At 65.6% G+C, this 23,082-nt stretch carries 23 protein-coding genes and 1 pseudogene; 10 read left to right on the plus strand and 14 right to left on the minus strand.

Annotated features, from left to right (window positions below):
• Positions 1-7: 7 nt before the first annotated feature.
• The 8 genes and pseudogenes from AWC12_RS10835 to AWC12_RS10865 all read left to right on the plus strand — a co-directional run bounded on the left by AWC12_RS10835 (position 8) and on the right by AWC12_RS10865 (position 5,858).
• Complete coding sequence (locus tag AWC12_RS10835; protein WP_024448821.1) at positions 8-265, plus strand: HPr family phosphocarrier protein; 258 nt, start codon at positions 8-10, stop codon at positions 263-265.
• A 182-nt stretch (positions 266-447) separates the two neighbouring features.
• Positions 448-1,794, plus strand: coding sequence for a type VII secretion-associated serine protease mycosin (mycP, locus tag AWC12_RS10840; RefSeq protein WP_085174226.1), 1,347 nt, complete (start codon positions 448-450; stop codon positions 1,792-1,794).
• Complete coding sequence (gene eccE / locus AWC12_RS10845) at positions 1,791-3,188, plus strand: type VII secretion protein EccE (RefSeq protein WP_085174228.1); 1,398 nt, start codon at positions 1,791-1,793, stop codon at positions 3,186-3,188. The genes mycP and eccE overlap by 4 nt, the downstream gene beginning before the upstream one ends.
• Before the next feature lie 31 nt (positions 3,189-3,219).
• Positions 3,220-3,420 (plus strand): annotated as a pseudogene (locus AWC12_RS31595) (PPE domain-containing protein); the annotation flags it as partial.
• Between the two features lie 203 nt (positions 3,421-3,623).
• Positions 3,624-4,859, plus strand: coding sequence for a PPE domain-containing protein (locus tag AWC12_RS10850; RefSeq protein ID WP_234813946.1), 1,236 nt, complete (start codon positions 3,624-3,626; stop codon positions 4,857-4,859).
• On the plus strand, positions 4,859-5,203 hold the full coding sequence (locus AWC12_RS10855) for a YbaB/EbfC family nucleoid-associated protein (RefSeq protein ID WP_207576411.1): 345 nt from the start codon (positions 4,859-4,861) through the stop codon (positions 5,201-5,203). The genes AWC12_RS10850 and AWC12_RS10855 overlap by 1 nt, the downstream gene beginning before the upstream one ends.
• 86 nt (positions 5,204-5,289) lie before the next feature.
• Complete coding sequence (locus AWC12_RS10860) at positions 5,290-5,589, plus strand: hypothetical protein (RefSeq protein ID WP_085174230.1); 300 nt, start codon at positions 5,290-5,292, stop codon at positions 5,587-5,589.
• A complete protein-coding gene (locus AWC12_RS10865; protein ID WP_085174232.1) occupies positions 5,586-5,858 on the plus strand; it encodes a hypothetical protein in 273 nt (90 codons plus the stop codon). The genes AWC12_RS10860 and AWC12_RS10865 overlap by 4 nt, the downstream gene beginning before the upstream one ends.
• A 2,224-nt stretch (positions 5,859-8,082) precedes the next feature.
• Here the strand turns inward: AWC12_RS10865 and AWC12_RS31060 are convergent.
• Complete coding sequence (locus AWC12_RS31060; RefSeq protein ID WP_234813955.1) at positions 8,083-8,634, minus strand: hypothetical protein; 552 nt, start codon at positions 8,632-8,634, stop codon at positions 8,083-8,085.
• On the opposite strand from AWC12_RS31060, the gene AWC12_RS10875 reads away from it, so the two are divergent.
• Together AWC12_RS10875 and AWC12_RS10880 are read left to right on the plus strand one after the other, a co-directional pair.
• Positions 8,633-9,316 (plus strand): EspK C-terminal domain-containing protein, encoded by a 684-nt coding sequence (locus tag AWC12_RS10875; protein ID WP_234813958.1) that lies wholly within the window; start codon positions 8,633-8,635, stop codon positions 9,314-9,316. The genes AWC12_RS31060 and AWC12_RS10875 overlap by 2 nt on opposite strands.
• Before the next feature lie 15 nt (positions 9,317-9,331).
• On the plus strand, positions 9,332-10,369 hold the full coding sequence (locus tag AWC12_RS10880; RefSeq protein ID WP_085174234.1) for an ESX-1 system-associated protein: 1,038 nt from the start codon (positions 9,332-9,334) through the stop codon (positions 10,367-10,369).
• Positions 10,370-10,391: 22 nt separating this feature from the next.
• On the opposite strand, the gene AWC12_RS10885 is transcribed toward AWC12_RS10880, so the two are convergent.
• The 13 genes from AWC12_RS10885 to eccB all read right to left on the minus strand — a co-directional run bounded on the left by AWC12_RS10885 (position 10,392) and on the right by eccB (position 23,080).
• Positions 10,392-10,703, minus strand: a complete 312-nt coding sequence (locus AWC12_RS10885; RefSeq protein ID WP_085174236.1) for a type II toxin-antitoxin system PemK/MazF family toxin — start codon at positions 10,701-10,703, stop codon at positions 10,392-10,394.
• Complete coding sequence (locus AWC12_RS10890; RefSeq protein ID WP_085174238.1) at positions 10,693-10,926, minus strand: hypothetical protein; 234 nt, start codon at positions 10,924-10,926, stop codon at positions 10,693-10,695. The genes AWC12_RS10885 and AWC12_RS10890 overlap by 11 nt, the downstream gene beginning before the upstream one ends.
• 36 nt (positions 10,927-10,962) lie before the next feature.
• On the minus strand, positions 10,963-11,277 hold the full coding sequence (locus tag AWC12_RS10895) for a WXG100 family type VII secretion target (protein WP_085174240.1): 315 nt from the start codon (positions 11,275-11,277) through the stop codon (positions 10,963-10,965).
• On the minus strand, positions 11,274-11,855 hold the full coding sequence (locus AWC12_RS10900) for a hypothetical protein (RefSeq protein ID WP_234813960.1): 582 nt from the start codon (positions 11,853-11,855) through the stop codon (positions 11,274-11,276). The genes AWC12_RS10895 and AWC12_RS10900 overlap by 4 nt, the downstream gene beginning before the upstream one ends.
• A 188-nt stretch (positions 11,856-12,043) precedes the next feature.
• Positions 12,044-13,570 (minus strand): type VII secretion integral membrane protein EccD, encoded by a 1,527-nt coding sequence (gene eccD, locus AWC12_RS10905; protein WP_085174244.1) that lies wholly within the window; start codon positions 13,568-13,570, stop codon positions 12,044-12,046.
• On the minus strand, positions 13,567-14,961 hold the full coding sequence (locus AWC12_RS10910) for a MinD/ParA family ATP-binding protein (protein ID WP_024448806.1): 1,395 nt from the start codon (positions 14,959-14,961) through the stop codon (positions 13,567-13,569). The genes eccD and AWC12_RS10910 overlap by 4 nt, the downstream gene beginning before the upstream one ends.
• Before the next feature lie 92 nt (positions 14,962-15,053).
• Entirely contained in the window at positions 15,054-15,350 is a 297-nt protein-coding gene (locus AWC12_RS10915) for a WXG100 family type VII secretion target (protein WP_051226905.1), read from the minus strand.
• A 42-nt stretch (positions 15,351-15,392) separates the two neighbouring features.
• The gene (locus tag AWC12_RS10920; RefSeq protein ID WP_234813962.1) at positions 15,393-15,674 is read right to left on the minus strand and encodes a type VII secretion protein EsxB; all 282 of its coding nucleotides are present in this window, start codon (positions 15,672-15,674) and stop codon (positions 15,393-15,395) included.
• A gap of 136 nt (positions 15,675-15,810) precedes the next feature.
• Positions 15,811-17,127: a PPE family protein gene (locus AWC12_RS10925; RefSeq protein WP_085174246.1), complete on the minus strand. Its 1,317-nt coding sequence runs from the start codon at positions 17,125-17,127 to the stop codon at positions 15,811-15,813.
• A gap of 28 nt (positions 17,128-17,155) precedes the next feature.
• A complete protein-coding gene (locus AWC12_RS10930) occupies positions 17,156-17,449 on the minus strand; it encodes a PE domain-containing protein (RefSeq protein WP_024448802.1) in 294 nt (97 codons plus the stop codon).
• 179 nt (positions 17,450-17,628) lie between these two features.
• Entirely contained in the window at positions 17,629-19,380 is a 1,752-nt protein-coding gene (gene eccCb / locus AWC12_RS10935; RefSeq protein ID WP_085174248.1) for a type VII secretion protein EccCb, read from the minus strand.
• The gene (gene eccCa / locus AWC12_RS10940) at positions 19,377-21,608 is read right to left on the minus strand and encodes a type VII secretion protein EccCa (RefSeq protein ID WP_085174250.1); all 2,232 of its coding nucleotides are present in this window, start codon (positions 21,606-21,608) and stop codon (positions 19,377-19,379) included. The genes eccCb and eccCa overlap by 4 nt, the downstream gene beginning before the upstream one ends.
• Positions 21,605-23,080: a type VII secretion protein EccB gene (eccB, locus tag AWC12_RS10945; protein WP_085174252.1), complete on the minus strand. Its 1,476-nt coding sequence runs from the start codon at positions 23,078-23,080 to the stop codon at positions 21,605-21,607. The genes eccCa and eccB overlap by 4 nt, the downstream gene beginning before the upstream one ends.
• Positions 23,081-23,082: the final 2 nt, after the last annotated feature.

Raw genomic sequence — 23,082 nt, forward strand, 5'->3', positions numbered from 1 at the left:
GAGAATCATGCCCAGCAAGACCGTCATCGTCGGCTCGTCCATCGGCCTGCACGCCCGCCCCGCCGCGATCATCGCCGAGGCTGTCGTCGAGGCCGGTGTGCCCGTCACCCTGTCGGTCGACGGGGGCGAGCCCGTCGACGCCGGCTCGGCACTGATGATCATGACCCTCGGCGCCGGGAACGGCGCCGAGGTGACCGTTGCCTCCGACGACGAGTCCGCGCTGGCCACCATCGCCGAACTCGTACAGAAGGACCTCGACGCCTGACCGTCGTCGTCCCGGTGGGGTCACCGCAAGAAAGCGGAATGACCCCTACCGGGACACCCTTAGGCTTGCGTGGTGCCTCAGACGCGTAGCCTGGACCTGATCTTTTGGGCTATACCACCGTGGTCAGCGAGTTTGCTGTCCACGGTCAAGCACATGTCGGGTGTTTCGGGGGGTGACATCGCGTGCGCCGAGTCGGTGCGCTGATCGCGGCTCTGTTCCTTGTGCTGCTGACGGCTCCGCCTGCGGGCGCGATCGAGCAGCCGATCATCGATCCGGCGGCGATCCCCCCTGATGAGACGGGCCCGGACCAGCCGATGGAACAGCGCCGCATCTGCGCTGCCCCCACGGTCTTCCCCAATTCCAACTTCGCGGACCGGCCCTGGGCCAGCGACTATCTCCAGTTGGCGCAGGCGCAGAAGTTCGCAACCGGCGCCGGGGTAACTGTGGCGGTCATCGACACCGGGGTGAACGGATCGCCCCGCGTGCCCGCGGAACCCGGTGGCGACTTCGTCGACGCAGCAGGGAACGGCATGTCCGACTGTGATGCGCACGGCACTCTGACCGCCGCCGTCATCGCAGGACGGCCCGCCCCCACCGACGCGTTCATCGGCGTCGCACCCGACGCGAGGATTTTGTCGCTGCGCCAGACGTCTGACAGTTTCTCCCCGGTCGGCGCCAACAACGACCCCAACGATCCGAATTCGACGCAGACGGCCGGCTCGCTGCGCAGCCTTGCCCGGGCGATCGTGCACGCGGCCAACCTGGGCGCGCAGATCATCAACATCAGCGAAGCTGCGTGCTACAAGGTCACCCGCCGCATCAATGAGGCCGTTGTCGGAGCCGCGATCAACTACGCCGTCAACGTCAAGGGTGCGGTGATCGTCGCCGCGGCGGGAAACACCGGCGAGAACTGCACCCAGAACCCGCCGCCCGATCCCGCGATGCCCGCCGATCCCCGCGGATGGCAGGGAGTCCAGACGATCGTGTCTCCGGCGTGGTACTCGCCGCTGGTCCTCACGGTCGGCAGCATCGCCCCGAATGGCCAGCCCAGCGGGTTCTCCGTCCAAGGTCCGTGGGTGGGTGCCGCTGCTCCCGGCGAGAACCTCGTCGCGCTGGGTTATGACGGCAACCCGGTGAACGCGCTGCAGGGCGAGGACGGTCCGATTCCGATCAGCGGCACGTCGTTTTCCGCGGCGTATGCGTCCGGTCTGGCCGCGCTGATCAAGCAGCGCTTCCCCGAACTGACGCCCGCCCAGATCATCAACCGCATCACCGCGACGGCGCGCCATCCCGGCGGCGGCGTGAACAATGTCGTCGGCGCCGGGGTCATCGACCCGGTCGCAGCACTGACGTGGGATGTCCCGCCGGGCCCGGCCGAGATTCCGTACAACATCAAGGAGGTCCCACCGCCGGTGTATGTGCCTCCGCCGGACCGCAATCCGATCACAGGGGTCGTCGTCGTGGCCGCGGGTGTGGCCGTGCTGCTGGGTATCGGAGCACTGGCCCGACGGGCGCTGAGGCGCCGATGAGCAGGTTCCTGTCGATCTTCGGGCTCCGACTCACCACGGGCCATGCGCTGTGGGCGGCGGTGCTCATCCCGGCGTGCATTCTGATCTTCGCCCCGCTCGACCTGATGTGGCTGGGCATCACGCTGGCTGTGCTGATCGGGCTGTCCTCGGTGGTGACGATCCGCGGACGCCGCGTCAGCGGCTGGGTGGCGGCATTGTTCGCCTGGCGACGACGCCACAAGCAGCCCCCGGCGACGCCGTCGGAGCCGGCCGTCGGAGCCACTGTCATCCCCGGCGATCACGTCGCGCTGCGGTGGCAGGACGGCTACGTCGTCTCGGTGATCGAACTCGTGCCGCGGCCCTTCACGCCCACGGTGATCGTCAACGGCGAGGCCGCCACCGACGACGTCATCGACACCAAGCTCTTGGAAAACCTGCTCAGCGCCTACTGCCCCGATCTGGAGGCCGACGTCGTCTCGGCCGGCTACCGGGTGGGCAGGACGGCGCCGGCCGCACTGGTGGCGCTCTACGAACAGGTCGTCGGCCCCTATCCCGCGCCTGCCAACCGCCGAACGTGGATCGTCGTGCGCGCCGATCCCGACAAGACCCGCAAGTCCGCGTTGCGCCGCAACGCAGGTGTGGCCGGGTTGGCGCAGTACCTGGTGTCATCGACCACCCGCATCGCGGACCACCTGGCCGGCAAGGGCGTGGACGCACGCCCGGCGCGCAGCTTCGACGACTTCGATGCTGCAACAGAGATCAGTTTCGAGCGCGAGACATGGTCAATGGTCAAAGGCCGCAGCACATTCACCGCCGCCTACCACGCACCAGGCGGACCCGATGTGTGGTGGTCGGCCCGGGCCGACCACACGTTGACCCGGGTGCGCATCGTTCCCGGATCCGCGCCGAGGGTAACGGTGTTGCTGACGACCCTGGCGAATCCCTCGACACCTCGCGGCTTTTCGTGCCTGTACGGCGGGCAGCGCGCCGCGTTGCTGGGTGAGAGTCCGGTGACCGACCGGCATTACGAACTGCCGATCGGCGCGGCGGGCATTCTGGTCGGCGAGACGGCGGACCGTTATCCGGTGTACATGCCGTTCGACGACGTCGACGTGAGTATCAACCTCGGCAACGCGCGGCTGTTCACACAGTTCGTCGTGCGCTCTGCCGCCGCCGGCGCCAGCGTCACCTTGCAACCGCAATTCCAGGAATTCGCCGGGTACGTCAACGCGCGGATCGGTCCGGTCCCCAAGGTGTCGTGGCAGAAAGCAACAACCTATCTGCGGCCTCAACCGGGTGTCGGTCAGGTCATGTTGCGCGACAACTTCATTGCGACCCCGCGACACAAGCAGCTGCCCATCCGATTGATCAATCCGCGTGAAGAGAGCCGCTACCAGATGGTTCTCGAGCCATGACGCGGGCTACTGGATGCTGGGAGGAACGCTGATGGCAGATGGCGAACTCAAAGTCGATCCGAGCGATCTCGCCAACAAGGCCACCTTGATCGAGGGTATCCCCTGGGGTGATACCGCCGCGACAGCTGCGGTGGCGGATCCCGACAAGCTCACGGCGACAACCGGTTCCGTCCGGAACCTGGTCAAGAACGCCGAGGCCCTCGCCGCCGAGCAGCAATGGGGAAAGGTCGAGAGCCAGCGGTTGGCCGAGACGCTGCGGCTTGTGGGCCAGGCCTATCAGAATGTCGACGACGCAAATCGACAGAACATCGATGCAACGATTCCGGGAGGTGCGTCCGGGCCCGCGCCGGCGCCCGTGCCGATCGGGACGAATACAACACCACCCCCGCCTGCACCGCCTGCCATGTCTCCGTTCGAGGACGTTCCGGCGACGAGATGCTCGACCCCATCGAGACGGACAACAAGCTCATGGAGGGTGACCAGGCTGTGGCGCTCAGAGCTGCGGCGACCGAGTGGACCGCGAACGCAGCCCGACTGTCAGAAGCCGCGCTGCCGTTTGAGATTCGGATCCACAACTGGGAGGGTGCTGCCGCCGAAGCCGCCTATATCAAGTTCAAGTCGTTCGGGGGCTGGCTGCAGGCACTTGCCGGGAAGTGGACGCAGCTGGCTGCAGAGGCCGAGAAGTTGGCGACCGCGCACGAAGTAGCCAAAGCAGCCAATGCGCCGATTCGGGCGGAGTACGAAGCGCTTCAGGCGGAGGTGCTTTCCGGGGGCGGCCTCACGTCATCGCAAGCCAAGCGGGATCGCATGATGCAGCTCTACCAGGAGTCCGAGAATATCCGGGAGGCGTACGCCAACAGCGGCAGACCCACGCCGGTGCAGCCGCCGCAGCCGCGGCCGAATACGGTGGCCCCGACGACTCCTGTTACCGGCAACGGAGATCCGAGGGATCGTGGCGTGCCTGCAAGAACCGAGGAGGAAGAGCAGCGCGGGGGTACCTCCGAGAGCGCGCCGCAGGGTTCCGGCGGCGGCCAAGGACAGGGACAGGGACAGGGACAGGGACAGCCGCAGGGCCAAGGCCAACCGCAACCACAGCAGCCTCCCGTCTCGCCGGCGTCGGCCTCCGATCCGGCCGCCCAGGCCGCGCAACAGGCTGGGCAGCAAGGAGGTTCGCAAGGCGGATCTCCGGGTGGCGGCTCGCAAGGTGGCGGGGCACCGAGTGGCGGCGCACCCGGCGGCGGTATGCCGGGTGGCGGTATGCCGTCCACAGGCAAGGGTGTCGAGCCGAGGCTCCCCACCGATCCGTCGCTGAAACCTGCTGCGGCGGGCGGTGGTTCGGGCGGCGGGGGCGGAGGCGGTGGCGGTGTTCCGTCGTCGCCGTTACAGCCCGCGGTGGGTGCCGAAACCGTTGCGCCCGCACCTGGGGTTCAGGGCGCCCCTATTCCGGTGGCGTCGAGCGGTTCGGGCGGCGGTGGCGCGATGGGCGGCGGCATGGGCGGTATGGCGCCGATGCACGGTGCACAGGGCGGCGCCGGGGAGAAGAAGCGCAATCCGCAGCTGTCTCCCGACGAACCGCTCTACGTTGAGGATCGTCCGCACACCGAGCAGGTGATTGGTGTGCGGCCGCGGCGAAGGGGAGCGCCGGACGACACAAAGAGGGGGGAGACATAGTGTCAGATGACATGCATCCCGAAGTGGCAGAGGTGATTCGGCAGGCGCGGCGGCTGCAATCACTGATGGATGAGCAACTCGACAAGATGGCGACTGAGTCGTTCACGGGAGCGGATGAGGACGAAACGGTCGAGGTGACGCTCAACGGGCACCAGTGGCTCAAGGACGTCTACATCCAGGACGGCCTGTTGCGGCTGGGCGCTGAGACCGTCGAACATCGCGTGAACGAGGCCTTGCAGAAGGCGAGTGCCGACGCGACAGCCTCGATCGATGCCGACCGGGAGCGGCTCGATGCGGTGGTCGCCGAGATCACGGCCGAGATCGCGGACCGGCAGCCGGAGTAGGGCTGTGGGCGTGACGATTTCGGTAGTGCGCATCTTCGACTTTCGCCATCGTCTTGGTCCGGATAGGCCCGCTTAGGCGATCGAACATGGACCGACAGACACGTGCTAATCGACGGTCGACCGCGTTCTGGGCCGCCGCCACGGTGGGCGTCCCAGTTCTGCTGTCGGCATCGCTGTTGCTCGCGTTGGTATTGGAAATGTCGCTAACTGCGTGCGGCATTGAACACCAGACGTCGCGGTTGATCGCAGTTGCGATCGTCGAAGCACTGCTCATCGCGGGGTCCGTCTGGGGCACAACGAAAGGCACCGAGGTGCCGGCGGGATCGGCAGTCGCCGCGGGAATCATCGGCGTCCTCTTGCTCGCAGGGGGCGTGTTGACGCTATGAAGCGCAGCATCAATTACGCGCAATTCTTCGGTCCAGCGAGTCTGGTCGGCGTCGTTATCGGGGCGACCTACCTGACGCTTGTTGTGCTGCAGGTTGTTGAGATCAGCTACAGCTTCGCGGCGCTGGTCATCGTTGGTGCTCCCCTCATGCTTACGTGGGGGTGGGCGAAGCAGCTGGGGACCGGGCTTGTGCTGGCGCTGCTCGTGTTTCCGCTGACCATCGTCGCCTTCCTCATTGGGGCAGGAGTTGGAGGGAGTGTGTTCGGCTGAAGCTGTTACAGGAGCGATGGGCCACCGCACAGAATCGGCGTCATGGGGACGGCTCGATCTCTCGTAAGCTGGTTTGGAACAAAAATCAACGTCGACATAGGCGGAGTGCGACCGACTGGGGAGGATGGCGATGACGAGGTCCAGTCTGGAGTGGTGGGTGTGACTACCCCTCCTCCAGGTCAGTGGCCCCCGCCTCCGTCGCCTCAGGGGCTGCCGCCGTGGGGTCCACAAATCTCGAATCAACCCAAGAACGGCGCAACCAAATGGATCCTTGGCGGCCTGGCTCTGCTGGTAGTTGTGGTGGTCTCGGTCGTCGCGACGCTTCTGGTTACGCGTGGCGGCGATTCAGCGGGTCCGCCCGCAGCCACTGGACCGCCAGCGACCAATCCGGCTGATACCGGAAGCCTCGCAAGCGCAAACGATGATGGTCCAGTCGAGATAATCACCGAGGACCGCACCTGTGCAGCGTGGGCCCCGATCGCTGAGACCTTCGCAGCGCAGTCTTCAAACGGTTGGAACGACCGAGACCCATCCATCCCGGCAAGCGATTGGACGCCGAGTCAACGGTCGCAGTACGAAGCGATTGCAGATGCCATGACTTCCGCCGCAGATCAGACGGTGGCGCTGGTCAAGTTGACACCTCATCGAGTGATGCGCGAATTGTACGAGCAGTCCATCGCATATAGGCGGGCATACGCGGATGCAGTCCCGAGTTACGAACCAAAAGACGACTCTTTAGCCCGTGTGGCCATTAGCGCGTCAAATGCCGTAAGCAACATTTGCTCAGCTATAACCCACGGATCAGCCGCGTCGAGGGCTCCTCTAGTTTCGCCAGCGCCCGCCGGATACGGGGCCGGCATCTTGCAGGATCCTGACAATCCCTCGCGGTACCTGACTGAATCGTTGTCAGTCTGTTCAGAATGGCTTTCGGCTACGAAACAGCTTGATGACGCCACAGCGGAGTGGTTCGCAACGGATCCCAACATTCCTGTCACCGAATGGACCCCCGAAATCACAGCAGTTTATGAGCGAGCAGCACCAGTAATGCAGGCGAGCGCAGACGAACTGCAGAACCTTGGCGCTCAAAGCCTGAATCCGGTGTTCGACGACTTTGCAGCACTGTCGACTCAATACCGACGCGCCTTCGTCCAGTCTTTTCCGACTTATGCCCCGGCTGACACATACCTCGCCAATACTGCTGCGGAACTATCGGCCACAAACACACACGCGTGCCAGGCTGTCGGAGCTAGATGATGGGCATAGGTAAGGCCGACGGCGAATACATCGAAGAGATGACAGAGCCTGCGGGATGGCCGGACATCGATGAGAGCTCCATCCGCGATCGTGCCGACGCTATGCTCCTAGTCCGGAACGAAACGCACTTTGTGTGCAATGACTGGAAGTCCCACCACGGTCAAATATTCGCCAGCGGCTCGTGGTCGGGCAATGCCGCTAATGCCGCGAACAATGCTGTGCAGCAACGCATAAACGCGATGACTGCTATTGAAGGGCACGCGGCAAAGGCATATAGCTATTACAACATGGTCGCCGGCAAGATTGTTGATGCAAAATCGCAGGTCAATCGCAACCTAACGGCCGCTCAAAAAACCATCCAGGATCTCCGTTCGTCCCCGCAGTACAGCGAGGCGACCAAGACGGCGCTGATCAAAATGTACGTTGCCTGGCAGAACTCAGTGAACGCTGGCGTCGTAAGTGCGATGGTGCCCCAGATTGTGGCTTTTGATCAGTTTCTGCCCGCGCCTGGCTCTGTCCCCCCTCCAGTCTCACAAGCTCCGAATCAATCTCAACAACCAAAGCCACCATCGGTACACCGCGTACGCAACTACCAAGGCGCGCCTGCAGCAGGAGCCCCAGCACCCGCAACTACTACAAGCAGTCCGCCGGTGGAGCGGGCCGCTGGACATGGAGATCTCCCTTCGACCCCCGCCACCAGTTCGCAATCCGGTGGTCCATCGGCTCCATCAAACGGCTCCAGCAGCGGGGGAGGCTCACCCGGCGGCCTCGGATCCCCCAGCTCACCCTCGAGCCCCTCGTCACCTTCGACGTCGATGAGCTCGCCCGGTGGCGGGTCGTCATCCGGCAGCGGCGGCGCCAGTTCCGCCAGCGGGTCCGCGTCTGGCTCAGGCGCATCATCCTCGTCATCCTCCGGAACCCCGTCAGGCGCCGGCGGTCAGTCGGCCACCGGCACAGGCGCTGCCACCGGTCAGCCCGCCGCCGCGTCACCGACCAGCGCCGCCAAGGCACAACCCTCGCCGATGCAGCAGGTGGCAAGCCAGGCCCCACCGCCTCTAGCGTCGTCTGCTCCCGCGACCTCGCCCGCCCCGGCACCGGCTCCCAGCCAGCCCGCCGCCCCGCCCCCTGCGGCAGCAGGCGCTGGGCCGAGTACCGGCGTCGGCGGCGTCTCGACCTCTGCTGGCGCCGCACCCCTCAGCGCACAACCGAGCAGCGGCGCCCCGCCGGCACCACCCGTGCCTCTGGGCCCGCCGACCACACCCGCGCCGCCGGCGCCCCTGCCGCCGACAGGCGCCCCGGGAACCGCCTCCGCGGCTTCGGTGGGTCCCGGCGTGGCGCCGATGTCGACTGCCGGCAGTGCCGCTGGCGCTGCCCCAGCACCCATCCCGGTGTCGGCGTCCCGCGCCGAACGTGACGCGATCCTCTCAGCATCGACTGCGGGTGCGTTGCGCCGCAAAGCAAATGGCAGCGACCCGCTGCAGCGAGCCCGTCGCATCGGCGCGGCCTTGAACGTCGGCGTCATGGATTTCGGATTCTTCTGGGTAACCGGCGTGACGGCTGACGGCATGATCGTCGTCGCCAACAGCTACGGCATCGCCTACATCCCCGAAGGTGTTGAGTTGCCCGACGACGTTCGTATGGCATCCGCCGACGATGCAGTTCCCGCAGCCGAGCGTGCCAAGTGGGCCACCTACCCGATCCTGGCCGTGCAGGGCTGGGCTCAGCATCATGACAAGCAGCTGCGCGCCGTCGTTGCGACCGAGGAACAGTTCGCCAGCTTCGACCCTGGTGTCGCCAAGATCGTTCTCACACAGGACGACATCCCCGACAGCGGCGTGATGCAGGGACGCGATCGCCTGACAGTCATCGCACCGGACGCCGCTCAACGCCTGGTTGCTGTCAGCGATTTCGGACTGAACGACCTGCTACCGCCAGCCCCTGCCGACCTGAAACCACCCGCCGACGAAACTCCGAAGCTGTGGTTCGAGGTATCGAAACCGTTGATGAGCACCAACCCGCAACGCGGGGTGCCGCACCTCAAAGCCTTCATCACCTACGCCGAGCACGCCCAAGAAGCGGCGCTCTATTCCGCGCACACCGCAACCGAACCGAACGACCAGCGCAAGGCCATCGCCAATTGGGTCTACTGGCAGCACCTTGCGGTCATCATGAGCGACGCGGCAAACGCAGACGCCACGGTGTAGGTACCGTCGGTACGGATGACTCCGCCGCCCATCGGACGCCCGTTCCGGCCCAGCGACCGAAACGACCGGATCGTCGGCGGCAGTGCGCTCGCGCTCGTCGTGCTGATCACGCTGACCACAATGTGGTTCAGCCGCGGAGATTCGGAAGAAGCGGCGCCACCTCCGCCCGCACCGTCACCCACCCCCACCGCCATCTCCGCCGAGTTCGCCAGCGCGCGTGACGAAGACCCTGTCAGCATCATCACCGACGAGCCGACATGCCCGGACTGGGAGCCGATCGTCACCGCGTTGAACACCGGTCTCCGGAACGGCTGGAATGAACGCGACGCATCGGTGCCGGCCTCCGCGTGGACGGAAGCGCAGTGGGCTCAACATCGGGCGGTCGCCGAGGCGATGCGCGCCGCAGCCGACAAGACCATCGCGCTGACAAAGGCGACACCTCATCGGGTGATGCGGGAGCTCTACGGGCAGGCGACCGCTTACTGGCGGGCCTACGCAGACAGCATCGATACCTACCGACCGTCTGCCGACCATCTCGCGCGCGCCGCCGTCAACGCCGTGGAATCGGTCAACGCCATCTGTGCAGCAATCGATTTCGGTGCTGCCGGATCGCGAAGCCCCTTGACGCTTCCAGGTCCGCCGCCGGTACCAGACGTGCCACTTGGCGACCCCAGCCAGCCTGCCAAGTACATCGCGGGACCGTCGGCGTTCTGCGACGAGTGGGTGGCGATGGTGTCCGGATACGCGCAAGCGACCCGCGAATGGCGCGATCGCCACGACCCGAACATTCCTGCTTCCTACTGGTCACCGGAGCAGAAAGCCTTGGGTGACAGGATTTCTGTCACGATGCAGCAGAACGCCGACCGCACTCAGCTACTGGGGCTGCTGAGCGGCAACCTCGTCGCCGCCGACTTCGCCGCTCTGGCGTCACATTATCGACGCGCGTACGCGTTGGCACTTCCCACGTACGCTCTGCCGGATACCCACCTCGACAACGCCGCGCTTCGCCTGCAAGCCCTGACCAACCAAGCGTGCCAAGCAGTTCGGAATTGACCAGGCGGCCCGAGGGCTTCGATCACAGATCAAGAACTATCCGCAGGGCCGCCTCGACGCGGCGCATCTCGTCAAAGCTGAGAAATCCCACACTCGCGCCCAGCCTGCCCGGGTCGACCGCCGTAGTCTGCTCGGCAAGAACCCGCGTCGTTCCTCCGACGATGTCAACCTCAGGTCGAAAGCTGGCTGCACGAGCAGACGTGGACGTCGGCGCAACCAGCCAAGTGGATAGCGGGAGCTGATTTGACTGGACCACCACTGCGTATCGCGAACCGGACTGCTCATGGCCACGACTTCCCCGAGGTGTGTTTAGGCGAAAGACTTCACCACGCACGCAGCGTCTCCATATCGCGTAGCACCTGCATGGCCTCCGCGCGGTCGGCTTCGTCTTCGGCCAGTTCCTCCGCTTCCGCCCGGACCACTGCCTGTGCCTTGCGACGCGCGGCATCAATCAGAGCAGCGCGCACGGCTGCCGATACCGCCGTGCCGTCCCTGGTGAGTACTTCCAGTGCCTTCGACGTGTCTTCGTCCGGCCGGAAGGTAATCGTGTCAGCCATAATCACAAGCGTACTACGCTTTGTAAGACACAAGCATTAGCGCGGCGCGGGAGCCGGGACATCAACCCCCGCGATGTTCGCTCCCGAAGTTTGGTCCGTTGCGTCGTACTGGTCAGCCGTCGTATTCAGGTTCGACCCGTAATCCCTGGCCGCAGTGGCGATCTTCGACATCTCGGTGGCCACGGTCGTCCCTGCGGCGCGGCACGCGTCGGCTGTCCGAAGCTCAGGAACCGCGGCGGCTGCGTCACCGAGGGGGGCATCGGCCTGCAACCCGGCCATCGTCTCGCCCGCGGCGGTGAAGCTGTTGCCGGCCCGGCGGACTTCGCTGGTGTCGACCTGCAACTCAGTCATAGATCAATCCTGTCGTCGGTTTCCGCGGCACGATGCCTTCCCGGGGATTCGTCGCTGTTCTCGGACGCCTTGTCCTTCGGGTCCGGTGCGCGTTCGGCATCCGGGTCACCCGATGATGCCCCGTCGTGGGGGCCCTGTTCCACGGGCGGTTCCGCCGCGGGAGTCTCGGCTGCCGGCGACCCGGGTGCACCACTGTCGGCGCCGCTGTTGGAACCGGTGGCGCCCTGACCGAACTGCCCCGCCATCTGCTGAACCTGTTGTCCCGCTTGCTGAACGCCCTGCATGAGCCCCTGTGGCACCGCAGCGACTGCACCCATGACCTGCATCGGCATCTGCGCCATCTGCTGGCCGATCTGCATCGGCATGTTCATCATTTGGCCCATCTGGTCTGCGCCGCCGCCAGCGGCACTGGTCGCACCACCCGTCGCGGGAGTATCCGCGGCCAGCGGACCGTTCTGCATCGCCTGGTTGATGGCAGCACCGTTGCGGGCATCGGTGGCCGCGTACTCCTGGGCGGTGGTCACCACGTTTCCGGCTGTGGTGGTTGCCTGCGTCTTGACAAGGGGCAGCTGGGTCAAGATGGGAGTTTCAACTGCCGGGATCTGACCGATGATCGCCACGGAGAGTGGGTCAGTCCCCACCGGCATGAAAGGTGCTGGCGCCTCAGGCAAATCGAGAGCAGAAGCGTTCAGCGCATTACCCGCCGCCGCCAACTCCTCCGGGTTCACCTTCAGAGGGGGAAGACCGCCGCTGACCATGTCGCCTCCTAGAACCTGATATTCCGCAGGACGTCGTACACACCGGCAATCCACAGCAGCATCGGGATGACCGCGGCGATGGTCGCGCCATCGAACAGCTCGAGGATGCGTTTGGTGACCGGGGAGATTCGTCGGACTCCCTCGGTGGCGCCGACGACGATGACCGCCACCGTGGCCAACGCCGTGTAGATGGCCAGAACGAGCCACGCCCGGTCTGGGAACCAAAGGCACAGTCGCACCATGATCCCCGTCGGGATCGCCACTGCCGCCGCCATCAATGCCCACGCACACCAGCGTTCGGCATAGAGCCGGGAACGGAAGCCACACAGCACCGTGACCAACCCGGCCACGATCATGCTGTGCCAGAAGAAGTGCCCCTGTACGACAACGGCGATCGAACCGAGCGCCAGGACCAAGGCTCCGGCCGACAGGAATCCGATCAGCAGCCGTTTGGCCAATCGGCTGCGCTCGGTGAGTCGCGCCGCGGAGTCTGGGACCGAGGCGATGATCGCCTGCCACGTCTCCGATTCCTCAGAGGTGTCCGTGGTGGTGACCGGATCGAGAAGTTCGTCGTTGGTGACCGTCTCACCGGGTGCCGGGATCGGTGGTAGGGCAATACGGGCCACGGCCACAGTCATTTTCGCAGCGTTGGTGACGACGATGAGACCGAAGGCGATGGCCCCGGCCGGCACCCAGGCGTTCCACCCGTACCCGAATGCGACGGCGGCGATCGTCAGCGCGAGCGAGATCACGGCCAGGAATGCGGCGATCTCGGCTCTTCGCCGTGGTCCGCCGCGCGTGGCCAACACCATCAGCAACACCAATGCGCCCGCACCCGCAACTTGTGGCGCACCAAGCGATTCCACGCCTTCTGGCAGAGGCACCGCCAAGACGACCCCGCCCACCAGCGTTACCAAAGACGAGACCAGGAGGCTTTCGGCCATGTCGAGGCTGTTGTACCGCTGCTGGGCAAGAACGCTGCCGACCATAAGTCCAACACCGAGCACGCCCAGCGCAACAGCCCACCACCAGTCGCGGCCGGTCGACCCCCACGAGAGCACCCCGACAATCGTGATCAGTAGAGCCACCAACGGAAGGGCAAGTCCGACGAACCGGTAGAGCGCCGTGCGATCGAATTCGGGAGTCTCGTCGAGGACCGCGATCGCATCGATCACATCCTCGACGAGGGGCCGGTAGCGCTCGGTGCGGCTGACGGGGACCACGGTCAACAGCGACCCGTCGACCACACCGGCGTCGTCGAGCGAGTCGGTCAGCCTGATCGGCGGCGCGCCCGGGCGCGCGAACGACCACACCCCCTGGGCCTTGAAGTCGAAGCCCGCCAAGACATCTGCAGGTGCATCGGCCAAGATTTCGGCGAGTACCGACACGGTCTCGTCGGCATAGCTTTCAATCGGCGCTGCCGACGGCAGCACCAGGTCGGTCATCCGGCGCCCCGTCAAAATCGTGACCCGCGTGGTCGATGGCCGACCAGGCGTTACGTTCGACGACGTCGGGGGCGCGGCCGTTGCGGTCAACGGCGTTCGAGCCTGTCGAAGTCGTCGGACAAGGCCGCGGCGAGTTCGACGACCCGGCGCGAGAACGTCTTACCGAGCAGATCGAATTGGATCTCGGTGCCGGCCGCGATGTGCTTGTCCCACGGCAGCACGATCACGCGCCCCGGGGGAACATGGCGCTCGAACTGCTGCACCAGATCCTCGACGTCGATGTTCGGCTTGCCCGGCGTGATGTGGTTGATGACCACGCACGAGCGGCCGAGCAGATCCTGGTATCCGTTCTGACGCAACCAGTCCATCGTGATCGCCGCCTGCCGCGCGCCGTCGATGGATGCGCTCGCGACGATCACCAGACCGGACACCGTCGACAGCACGCCTCGTGCACCGGGCTGGAACAGGCCCGCGCCGCAGTCGGCCAACACCAGGTTGTAGTAGCGGGACACGATGTCGGTGGCGGTACGCCAGTCGTCGTCGTTGAATTCGCGACGCGCCGCGCTGTACTCCTCTGACGACAACACCTCGAGGTTCGACGAGTTCATGCTCGTGTAGGCACGAATGTCGTTGTAGCGGTTCAACTCCTTGTCCGACAGCAGGTCAGCGATCGTCGCAGCGGACTGGCGCCCGGCGCGGTCGGCGAGGTTGCCGCCGTCGGGATCGGCGTCGATGGCCAGGATCCGGTCGCCGCGAACACTGGACAGCGCCGATCCCAGAGCCACCGTGACCGCGGTCTTCCCGACGCCGCCTTTGAGGCCGAACACGCCGATCTGGTAGGAATCCCGGGCGTTGCGACGGATCCTCGTGAACAGGTCCAGTTCGTAGACCTCGTCGGGCGATAATCCGAGGTTGATCCGTGTCATCACGTAAAGCCAATGCCGCCAACCCCTTTGGGACGGCATCTTGACCGCGGAGCGGACCCCGACATGCGACAGTGCGTCGATCGCCCGGTGGTTGCCCATCGACGCAGCAGACGCCTGCTGCGGTTGCGCCGCGCCTCGCTGATCGACGGCATCGCCGTAGTACTGCGACGGCGGCGGGGCCGGGGCAGGCCGCGGTGCCGGGCTCGGTGCGGGACGCTGCTGCTCATGACGCGCGCCCGAGGGTGTGCCGGCCTGCGGTGCACGCATCATGCCGTTATCGGGGACGCGATGCGACGCCTGCTGCTGCGCAGGGTGGAGTTGACTGTTGACCTGGCTGATCACCTCGGTCTGCCACGACGGCGGCGCCTGCTGCGCAGCCTGCGTCCGCGGTGGCGCGGCAGGCATCGGAGGCGGGGTGGCGTCACTGTGCGACCCGCCGCCGGGAGGAGGAACCGAGGCGTCCCGACTGGGCGGCGTGGTGTCGCGGTCCGGCTCGTCGTCGACCGTCCGGACGGCATCCGGGGAGTGGAAGAGCCGGTCATAGTCGGCCGACATAGTTACCTCTCAGGGGTTCTGGTTGTGAAATGGATGCGCACGCCGTGGGTGAACCCTCGTCGAAACGGGCCACCCACGGCGCGCACGGTGCCTCACATGAAGCGGTTGACGCCTGCCATCTCGCACTGGCCCATGTCGCCACCGCACTGCTCGACGGCCTGGCCCAAGCTCTGCAGAGCGAGGTTCAACTCCGTGGAATTCTGATTCCAGCGCTGCTGCGCTTCGGAGTACGAAAGGTTCGCCTCGCCCTCCCAGCTCCCAGCGAGTCGCGCCAATGCGCCTTCCCCCTCGGTGAGCAGGGCGTTGACCTTCCCGACCACGCCGTGGAGTTCGCCGGCATCATTGCTTATTCCTGCGAAGTTGTAGGTGATTGATCCATCTGAAGCCATGTTCGATTGCCTCGTCTCGTGTTGTTGGAGTGGTGGTTGGCGCTACAGAACCGAGCCCATGGCGGTCTGGACCGCGCTCGCGTTGTTCGCATCGGTGGCGTCATACTGCGCGCCTGTAACGTGGATGTTCTCGGAAATCTGCGACAGCAGAACGTTCTGCTGGTGCGACGCCTCGCGATAACGCTGGAGTGCCGCCTGCAACGCGATGCCCGCGCTGGGGCTGTTCAGGTTCGCCTGGGCTTGCGCGGCGATTGCCTCGACCTGGAGCCGGGTTGCCTCGAGATCGCCTGAAATGCGATCGAAGGTACCCGCCTCGGTGGTCAATGAGGCAACATCTGCCCTCATCGGAGATGACATGTGTTGACCTTCTCTCTGTTACCTGTATTTCGGTTTACCTGTGCTCTCGCCGATTTCGGCGAGCCCTCCCGACCCAGGCGGCCGGCAAGTCTGTGTCGGACGATCACCATTCGTCGTCCTCGTCTTCACTCAGATCGTGATCGAGCGGGGCCGGCGCGTTCAGGCCCGGCCTGTTTCCACCGCTCTTCCCGCGCTGACCCATCATTCCCATCGGGCCACCACCGCCCCCCATACCTGCACCGGCCCCGACCGGGGCCAACCCTGCCCCCGCTCCGGGTCCAGCACCGGCGCCGACGGCGACCGGGCTGGTGGACTGGAGACCTGACCCGACCAGGTTCGACATCAGCGGGGTCTGCGGGGCCGACCCACCGGCACCGGGCAGCGACGCCGCGCGGATCAGCCCGGCACCGGTGGCGGCTCCCGATCCACCGATCGCCGGATGATTCGAAAACGGTGTGGCACCGAGCAATCCGACTTGAGCGCCGTTGCCGTTGCCCATCCCGCCCATCTGCCCGAATAGCGAGGACATCTGTTGCAGCGGCTGGGTGAGCTGCTGGAATGGCTGCGTGACGCCCTGCATCATCTGCTGCGGCAACTGACCGAGCGTCGAACCGAGCTGAGAGGCCATCTGCATGCCCATCTGCATCCCCTGCTGGGGTGCCTGCTGCATGAGCTGACCCTGTTGCTGAGCCTGAGACTGCGCCTGCTGGGCAGATTGATGCACCGCGCCTTCGGCTCGGCCCGCGACCTGGTTGGCTGTGTCGAACTTCGCGACGGTACTGACCTTGGCGATGGTCGCGTTGCGGGCGAACGCGGTGGCCGCGCCGGGCACCGCGTTCCCCATAGCCATCGCCATACCCTGACCCCCCGCGGGCACCGTGATCGGCTTGGGCGGCGGGACCGGCGGAAACGTCGTGTTGAGCGAGGTATCCGCCTGGTACAGGCCCATCACCGACGCCGCGAGGTTCCACATCCGGATGTAGTCGGCTTCGTTGAGTGCGATCGGAATCCCGTTGACACCGAGGAAGTTCGTGGCGTGCAACACCGCATTCGTGACGTGGTTCTGTTCGATCTCCGCAATCTGCGGAGTCGCGGTGGCGGCGCTGGTCCACGCTGATGCCTGTGCGGACGCCTGCGCCGCACGCAGTTGAGCGGCGAGCGCCAACATCCGTAGCCAAAGCACCATCGGCATGACCGCGGAGATGGCTCGCTCGCTGGCCATCCCCTGCCACATCTGGCCCAGCGACGACAGGCTCGCCGTCAGTTCGTCGGCCTGGGTTTCCAGCGAGATCGCCAAGGCCTCCCACCCCGCGGCCGCCTGGAGCATCGGCACGGCGCCGGCCCCGGCCTGCAGGCGCGAGGTGTTGATCTCGGGCGGAAACGCGCCCCAGATCGGAGGCAGGGGGATCCCAGCAAACATGGATAAATCGCTCTTCTGTGCTGCCGGTCTACAGAGTGGTGGCGTTGGCGGCGTCGACCGCCTGGTAGGTCGCCGAAAGTTCGATGACCGTGGCGCCCGCGCGGGCGATCTCTTCCTGCGCCAGAGCGTTGAGTCCGAGGGTCTGTACGCCCTCTGCGGCGAACGCCAGTGCAGCCATGGCGGACACCTCGTCGGCACCGGCCGGTGCCAGTGCGCTGACCTCGGCAGTGGCGGCTGTTCCGGTCGACAGACCGCGTGCACCGTTGGCGGTGACCTGACCGCCGACGCCGGCTGCACCCGGGTTGTGGCTCAATGGTTGCATTTTGCTGTCTCCTCACGTCGCTAAACACACGAATGTATTTAGTTGTCGCTCAACGAGCACCAATACCCGGACGGGATGCTTTTTAACCCCCCGGACAATTTTAGCTTTGCGGTGGCTTCGCCATTTGCTGGAGAAGCACAAAACAAATCTTAACCGCCATCCGAGGGTGGTCTGAACACTTATTCTTCCGGCGGATCCACATACGCCGCCTGGATCACTTCCTTCACATCGGGAGTGACGTAAAACGCCTGTCCAGGGGGCCGTTTCTTGACGATGATCTCCCGAGACGGGAAGTCCTGCTTCTCGCCGGAGAGGAACATCGTGGGGGTCCCGGCGCCGTATGCGGCCCCCACGAACTTGTCCATCGTGGCTCTGCTGGCCTGACTCATCTGGCACGTCACGACAAGGTGTAGCCCGATGTCAGCTGCTGCCGGTAGCAACGGAGTGAGCGCTGCCATCGGCGACATCATCGCGCTCGCCGCGGTGATCATGTGCCAATCGTCGACGAGCAGGACGACGTCCGGCCCGGACCACCAGGACCGTTGCCGAAGCTGGCTCGGCGTGAGATCGGTCGGCGGCAACCGCTTGGACAGGTTCGCCACGAGCGCCTTGATCGACTCCTCCAGCGTGGCATGGTTGCGGTTGATGCCACCTGCCGGGAGCAAGTGGGTCTCAGGCACCGCTTCCAGCAGTCCCGACCTGTAGTCGGCGACCATGAACCGGACCTGCTGCGGGCTGTTGCGCGCGCAGATGGCCCGCGCGATGGCGTGGGCGATTGTGGTCTTGCCCGACTTGGCGGCGCCGAAGATCAGGTGGTGCGGACTGTTGTACATGTGGTTGTGAGCCACCGTCAGGTCTGCCTCGCGCACTCCGACCGGAATCGTCCACCGCGTGCGGTAGTCGGATTCGGGACCGGGTGGGTTCGGGTCGATCTCGTGCAGATGGATCCGAGACGGCAGGACACGCACCGGCGGAGCTTCGTCGGTGTGCCGTGCGGCGATCTCCTTCACCGCAGCGGTCATCGCAGGCACCAGTCCCTCGGCGCTGTGCACGCAGTCCAACCGAGGAACCCCGATCATCAGGTGATGCTTCTCGGTGGACACCGCCCGACCGGGCCGGTTCATCGGGATCTCCCGCGTGATGCGGTCGATCTGGGTTTCGTTGACGTCGCCGAGCCGGAATTCGATCTTCGTGCCGAGATAGTCGCGAATTCGAGATCGTAATTCGGTCCATCGCGGGGTCGAGATCATGGTGTGGACGCCGTACGCCAGACCCTGTCCAGCGATATCCTGCACCACCGGCTCGAGGTCGGGGAACTCAGAGGCGAACGCCGGCCAGCCGTCGATCACGAGGAAGACATCGCCGAAGGGATCGGCCGACGCGGGATGGTTGGGGTCCTCGCGCATCTGCCGATAATCGGCCACGGAGCCGACCCGGTACTGCTTGAACGTCTGCTCGCGTTGCCGCAGAACAGTTTTCACTTCCGCGACGACGCGGTTTACGCGATCCGGCTCTGCGCGTGTGGCGACACCACCGACATGCGGGAGATCCTCGACGTACATGAGGCCGCCGCCGCCCATGTCGACGCAGTAGAACTGGATCTGACGTGGAGTGTGCGACGCCGCGGCCGACAGAATGAAGGTCTGCAGCAGCGTCGACTTGCCGGTCTGCGGCGCACCGCCGACCGCGATGTTGCCCGCCGCTGTCGTGATGTCGATCCCCCAGACTTCCTGACGGTGCCTGCGCGGCTCGTCCATGACGCCGAGTCCGACGCGCAGCGGCCGCCCGTCGTAGTCACGGGCGACCAGTTCGTTGACAGGGGTTGGGTCGGCCAACGGCGGCAACCACATTCGGTACGCGTGGTTCTCACCGGTGGTCAGTTGCTCAAGGACGACCTCGCGCAGAACCTTCGGTCCGGAGTCGATGGTCATGAGTTCACCCTCGCGTCGAGGATGGGTGCCGCGGTGAAGCGATGGATGCGGATGCTGTTGTCGGCGTGCGCACGCGGCCCCAGATCGTCGTCACCGGCGTTGACGACCGTGGGCACGTACGGGTTACCTGTGTAGACGCTCTGGAATTTCACCGGATCCTCCATCCCGACACGCAGGAACCCGACGCCGCTCTCCTTGTTGGTGATGTATTGCGCCTCCGGCGTTCCGATCACGGCCTTGGACTCCGCGGAGCTGGTGGTACGCAACGCGATCCGGTAGGTGAGGTTGGGCTCGAGCTTGTCGATTCGGGTGCCACCCGTGTTCAGCGACTGGGTGGCCAGCAGCAGATGCACGCGCAACGACCGACCGACACGGCAGATCCGGTCGAACAGCTGAATGAAGTCCGGGTGATTCTGCAGGAGCTCGGCGAACTCGTCGACCACGACGAAAAGTGTTGGTAACGGTGGCAGATCGGCGCCGCGTTCCCGGTGTTTCTCGTACTCGGCCACGCCGGACAACGCGCCCGCAGCGCCCACCTGAATGCCGGCCTGCCGCAAAATCGACTGCCTGCGGTCGAGTTCGCCGGTCAGGACCTCACCCATGCGGCTGACCAGCTCAGCTTCTTCTTCCATGTTGGTGACCACGGCTGCGGTGTGCGGCAGCTTCTCCATCCCGAGGAAGGTCGACCCTCCCTTGAAGTCCGTCAGAAGCAGGTTCACCTGGTCGGGATGATGTGTGGCGGCCAACGACAGGATGAGCGTCCGCAAGAACTCCGACTTGCCCGAACCTGTGGTGCCGATGAGCATTCCGTGCGGACCGGCACCGAACTCGGCGCCCTCCTTGATGTCCAGGTACATGACGTCGCCGGTCCTGAGCTCATGGCCGAAGGGGATCCTGAGGCGATCCCGGTCGGTATCGGTGAACATCCGCCAGCGCGCCGGCGTGACATCCTCGACCGATTGCGCTCCGACGATCTCATGCCATTCGGTCGCGACCTTCTTCTGGACGCGCGTGCCCTTGTCGATGATGGTTCCGGTGATCGACCAGCCGGCCAGCTTGCGGGCCACGCGCTCGGCCTGGTCGGGTGTCATGCCGTCCACCTGGCTGGCCACCAACCGGAACGACGCTCCCGGCAGCTTGTCATCGGCGGTGTGATCGGCATCGTCGACCCGAATGCGGTACGCCGAGCGGTGATTACCCAGAGTGATGACGGTGACCCCCGAACGGCCGTCCATCGGGAATCCTGCTCTGCCGCCGGTCAAGTCGATGACCACGACGTAGGCGCCGCTGGGCGTCGCGTCCGCGGTGTGCGGTCCCCGGGCCGCGAGATCACTGAGGGCGTCGGGGCGGGTGAACACCATCCGAGTGGCGCCGGCCGCATCGGTGTCCGACTGATGCTGAACGTGCGGCAGCCACTTCACCCACTCCCACGTCGGATCTTCGGGATCGTCGGTCAGCACGCGGATCTGCAGCATGTCCGGCGGATGGAACACCGCGAGGTGGCAGATCATGGCGGTCAGCAGCTTGGTGGCGCCGTCGAGGTCGCCGCCGACGGCGATTGTCGGGAACGTCTTGAGTTGCACCAGCTTCGGGCAGTCGTGAATGAGACCGTGCGTCCGCAGGAACTTCGTCACCCACATGTGGCTGACAGGTTCGAGGTGGGCCTGCGGCGCGCCCGCGGGTCCGGCCAGCTCGGCACCCACCGCGGGTTTGAGCAACCGGTCGACGGCGGGTTCGGAGCCCAGCCCGATCCTGGTGGCGGCGTAGAAGTCGTGATTGGTGTTCCGCGACCACTGCCGGTGGGTGCCGATGATCGACAACAGGTCGTCGGGGTGCGGCGCGTGATAGTTGAAGAACGTCACCTGGGCTGCCGCCGAGGACGTCACTCTGGTGCGAAGCCCCGCGAGATAGCGCAGATACTCCTTGCGGTCGGCGTTGATCTCCGGAACCTTCTTGCCGCCACTGCCGCCACCGGCCATCAGGCCGACCGCACCCATCACCACCATCAGCGGCATCATCAGCATGTACGGCGAAAAGTTGCGCATGCCGCCGAAGATCAGGATGGCGATCATGCCGAGCATGCAGCCACCCATCACCCACGGCAATGCCTTCTGCATGCCCGACGGCGGGATGTCCACCCCGAGGTCGTCCGGCGGGGTCACGTTGATCTCACCCGGGGTCAGGCGTGGCCCCCGCTTGAGGGTCGGCGTGAACTTTCGAGTCGTCATCCTCCGCCTCCGTTGCTCGCACCGACCGGAGCCGCGGCGTCACCACCGACCTTGCGGGGGTTCGGATTTGCCGGCAGCGTGTCGTGCTCGATCAGCGCCGCCTCCTGCGACAGCACCGGACCGTCCACCAAACGGCTGACCACCTGCCACGGCGCCGTCCGTGGCGCGCTCAGCCCCAGGCGCGCAGCGGTCTGCTCGTCGGGCAGTCCATAGCGCACCCCTTGCGGGTCGATGTAGTACAGGTTCTCGCCGTAGCGCGGATCCGGCGACTGCAGCCGGATGTACTGCCCACCGGAGATGTACACCGTGGCGTCACCGGTGATCTGCTTGATGCCCATGGTCAGTGCCGACCCGGTCAGCGGAAGGCGACGCCCAGCAATCACCGTCATCTTCGGCGCTTGGTCACCCGCAACCCGCTGCCACGACCAGCACAGCGTCGGAATCTCTTCACGCAGAAGCACATCCATCGGCACGTCGGGCAGCGGCGAGTTGTACACCTGCTCGGGGATTCGGGCGACCGCGCTGGACTCCATCGACGGTGGCTCGATGAGGCCGTAGGAGTTGGTGGCGCGCAACGCGGCAGCTGTCGTGTTGTTGACCTTCGCCACCCCGTTCGGCAGCACGACATAGTGCTGCTCGTCGGAATCTGTGACGGTCAGGAACACCGATCCCACAACGAGTTCCGGGGGCAGTCCCACCGTGTTGGGGGTGCCGCCGGCCGGGATGAAAGGCAACTGCCACGGCCCCGCATTCGGCAGGGCGTTGAACAGGCCCTCCGATATCGGCGTCGAGCGTGCGGTGACGGGGATCCCGACGGCGGAGGTCACCGCGCGGTCGGCGAGGTCGATGAGGTGACGACCCGTGTCGGTGACGAGCCAGTCCTGATCCTTGTAGGAGACGAGCATCCCCTGGTCCGGCCGCATCCCGGCGACGGACGCATCGGTGGCCAGCGGGGTGATGAGCACCGACGATTCCACGGTCGGCGCCACGCTGTCAGGCTTGATCACGGTGTCGCACAACGTCCACTGCGAATCCGAAGACGACGACACCGGGGTGGCGTAGGGGGCACCGGGGATGCCGACGGGCTGCCCCTTCGGCATCCGATCCAGCTCGTCGGACTTGACCGCGACGGGCGTCTTGCCGTCGCCGAGGATCAGCCGGGCCGACGTCAGGTTGTAGACCGGTCGCAGTTGACCGCTGTCGGGGAGCACGATGTAGAGCTGATTGGTGGTGCGATCCACCAGAAGTGTGTCGCCGCCGCGCTTTCCGAGCGGTTTGAAGTACGCGAGCAGAACCGCACCGAGGCAGATCAGCACCGCGATCACGATGCCGGCCGACACTGCGCGGCTGTAGAACTGCAACGGATCGTCGAACATCCGGGTGTCGCGCCGCACGATGGCGTGCTCGACACGGCGCAGCAGGAACCGCCATCCGCTGACCTGGACCTTGGTGGTGAGTCTGAAACCGGCCATCG

Origin of the sequence: Mycolicibacterium iranicum (assembly GCF_002101705.1) — a bacterium.
Lineage (GTDB): Bacteria > Actinomycetota > Actinomycetes > Mycobacteriales > Mycobacteriaceae > Mycobacterium > Mycobacterium iranicum.

Excerpts from the sequence above, each read along its gene's own strand:
- AWC12_RS10835 (WP_024448821.1), top strand. The coding sequence starts at position 8 with ATGCCCAGCAAGACCGTCATCGTCGGCTCGTCCATCGGCCTGCACGCC.
- eccE (WP_085174228.1), top strand. The coding sequence starts at position 1,791 with ATGAGCAGGTTCCTGTCGATCTTCGGGCTCCGACTCACCACGGGCCAT.
- AWC12_RS10850 (WP_234813946.1), top strand. The coding sequence starts at position 3,624 with ATGCTCGACCCCATCGAGACGGACAACAAGCTCATGGAGGGTGACCAG.
- AWC12_RS10860 (WP_085174230.1), top strand. The coding sequence starts at position 5,290 with ATGGACCGACAGACACGTGCTAATCGACGGTCGACCGCGTTCTGGGCC.
- AWC12_RS10865 (WP_085174232.1), top strand. The coding sequence starts at position 5,586 with ATGAAGCGCAGCATCAATTACGCGCAATTCTTCGGTCCAGCGAGTCTG.
- AWC12_RS10875 (WP_234813958.1), top strand. The coding sequence starts at position 8,633 with ATGGATTTCGGATTCTTCTGGGTAACCGGCGTGACGGCTGACGGCATG.
- AWC12_RS31060 (WP_234813955.1), bottom strand. The coding sequence starts at position 8,634 with ATGACGCCGACGTTCAAGGCCGCGCCGATGCGACGGGCTCGCTGCAGC.
- AWC12_RS10880 (WP_085174234.1), top strand. The coding sequence starts at position 9,332 with ATGACTCCGCCGCCCATCGGACGCCCGTTCCGGCCCAGCGACCGAAAC.
- AWC12_RS10890 (WP_085174238.1), bottom strand. The coding sequence starts at position 10,926 with ATGGCTGACACGATTACCTTCCGGCCGGACGAAGACACGTCGAAGGCA.
- AWC12_RS10895 (WP_085174240.1), bottom strand. The coding sequence starts at position 11,277 with ATGACTGAGTTGCAGGTCGACACCAGCGAAGTCCGCCGGGCCGGCAAC.
- AWC12_RS10910 (WP_024448806.1), bottom strand. The coding sequence starts at position 14,961 with ATGTCGGCCGACTATGACCGGCTCTTCCACTCCCCGGATGCCGTCCGG.
- AWC12_RS10915 (WP_051226905.1), bottom strand. The coding sequence starts at position 15,350 with ATGGCTTCAGATGGATCAATCACCTACAACTTCGCAGGAATAAGCAAT.
- AWC12_RS10925 (WP_085174246.1), bottom strand. The coding sequence starts at position 17,127 with ATGTTTGCTGGGATCCCCCTGCCTCCGATCTGGGGCGCGTTTCCGCCC.
- AWC12_RS10930 (WP_024448802.1), bottom strand. The coding sequence starts at position 17,449 with ATGCAACCATTGAGCCACAACCCGGGTGCAGCCGGCGTCGGCGGTCAG.
- eccCb (WP_085174248.1), bottom strand. The coding sequence starts at position 19,380 with ATGACCATCGACTCCGGACCGAAGGTTCTGCGCGAGGTCGTCCTTGAG.
- eccCa (WP_085174250.1), bottom strand. The coding sequence starts at position 21,608 with ATGACGACTCGAAAGTTCACGCCGACCCTCAAGCGGGGGCCACGCCTG.
- eccB (WP_085174252.1), bottom strand. The coding sequence starts at position 23,080 with ATGGCCGGTTTCAGACTCACCACCAAGGTCCAGGTCAGCGGATGGCGG.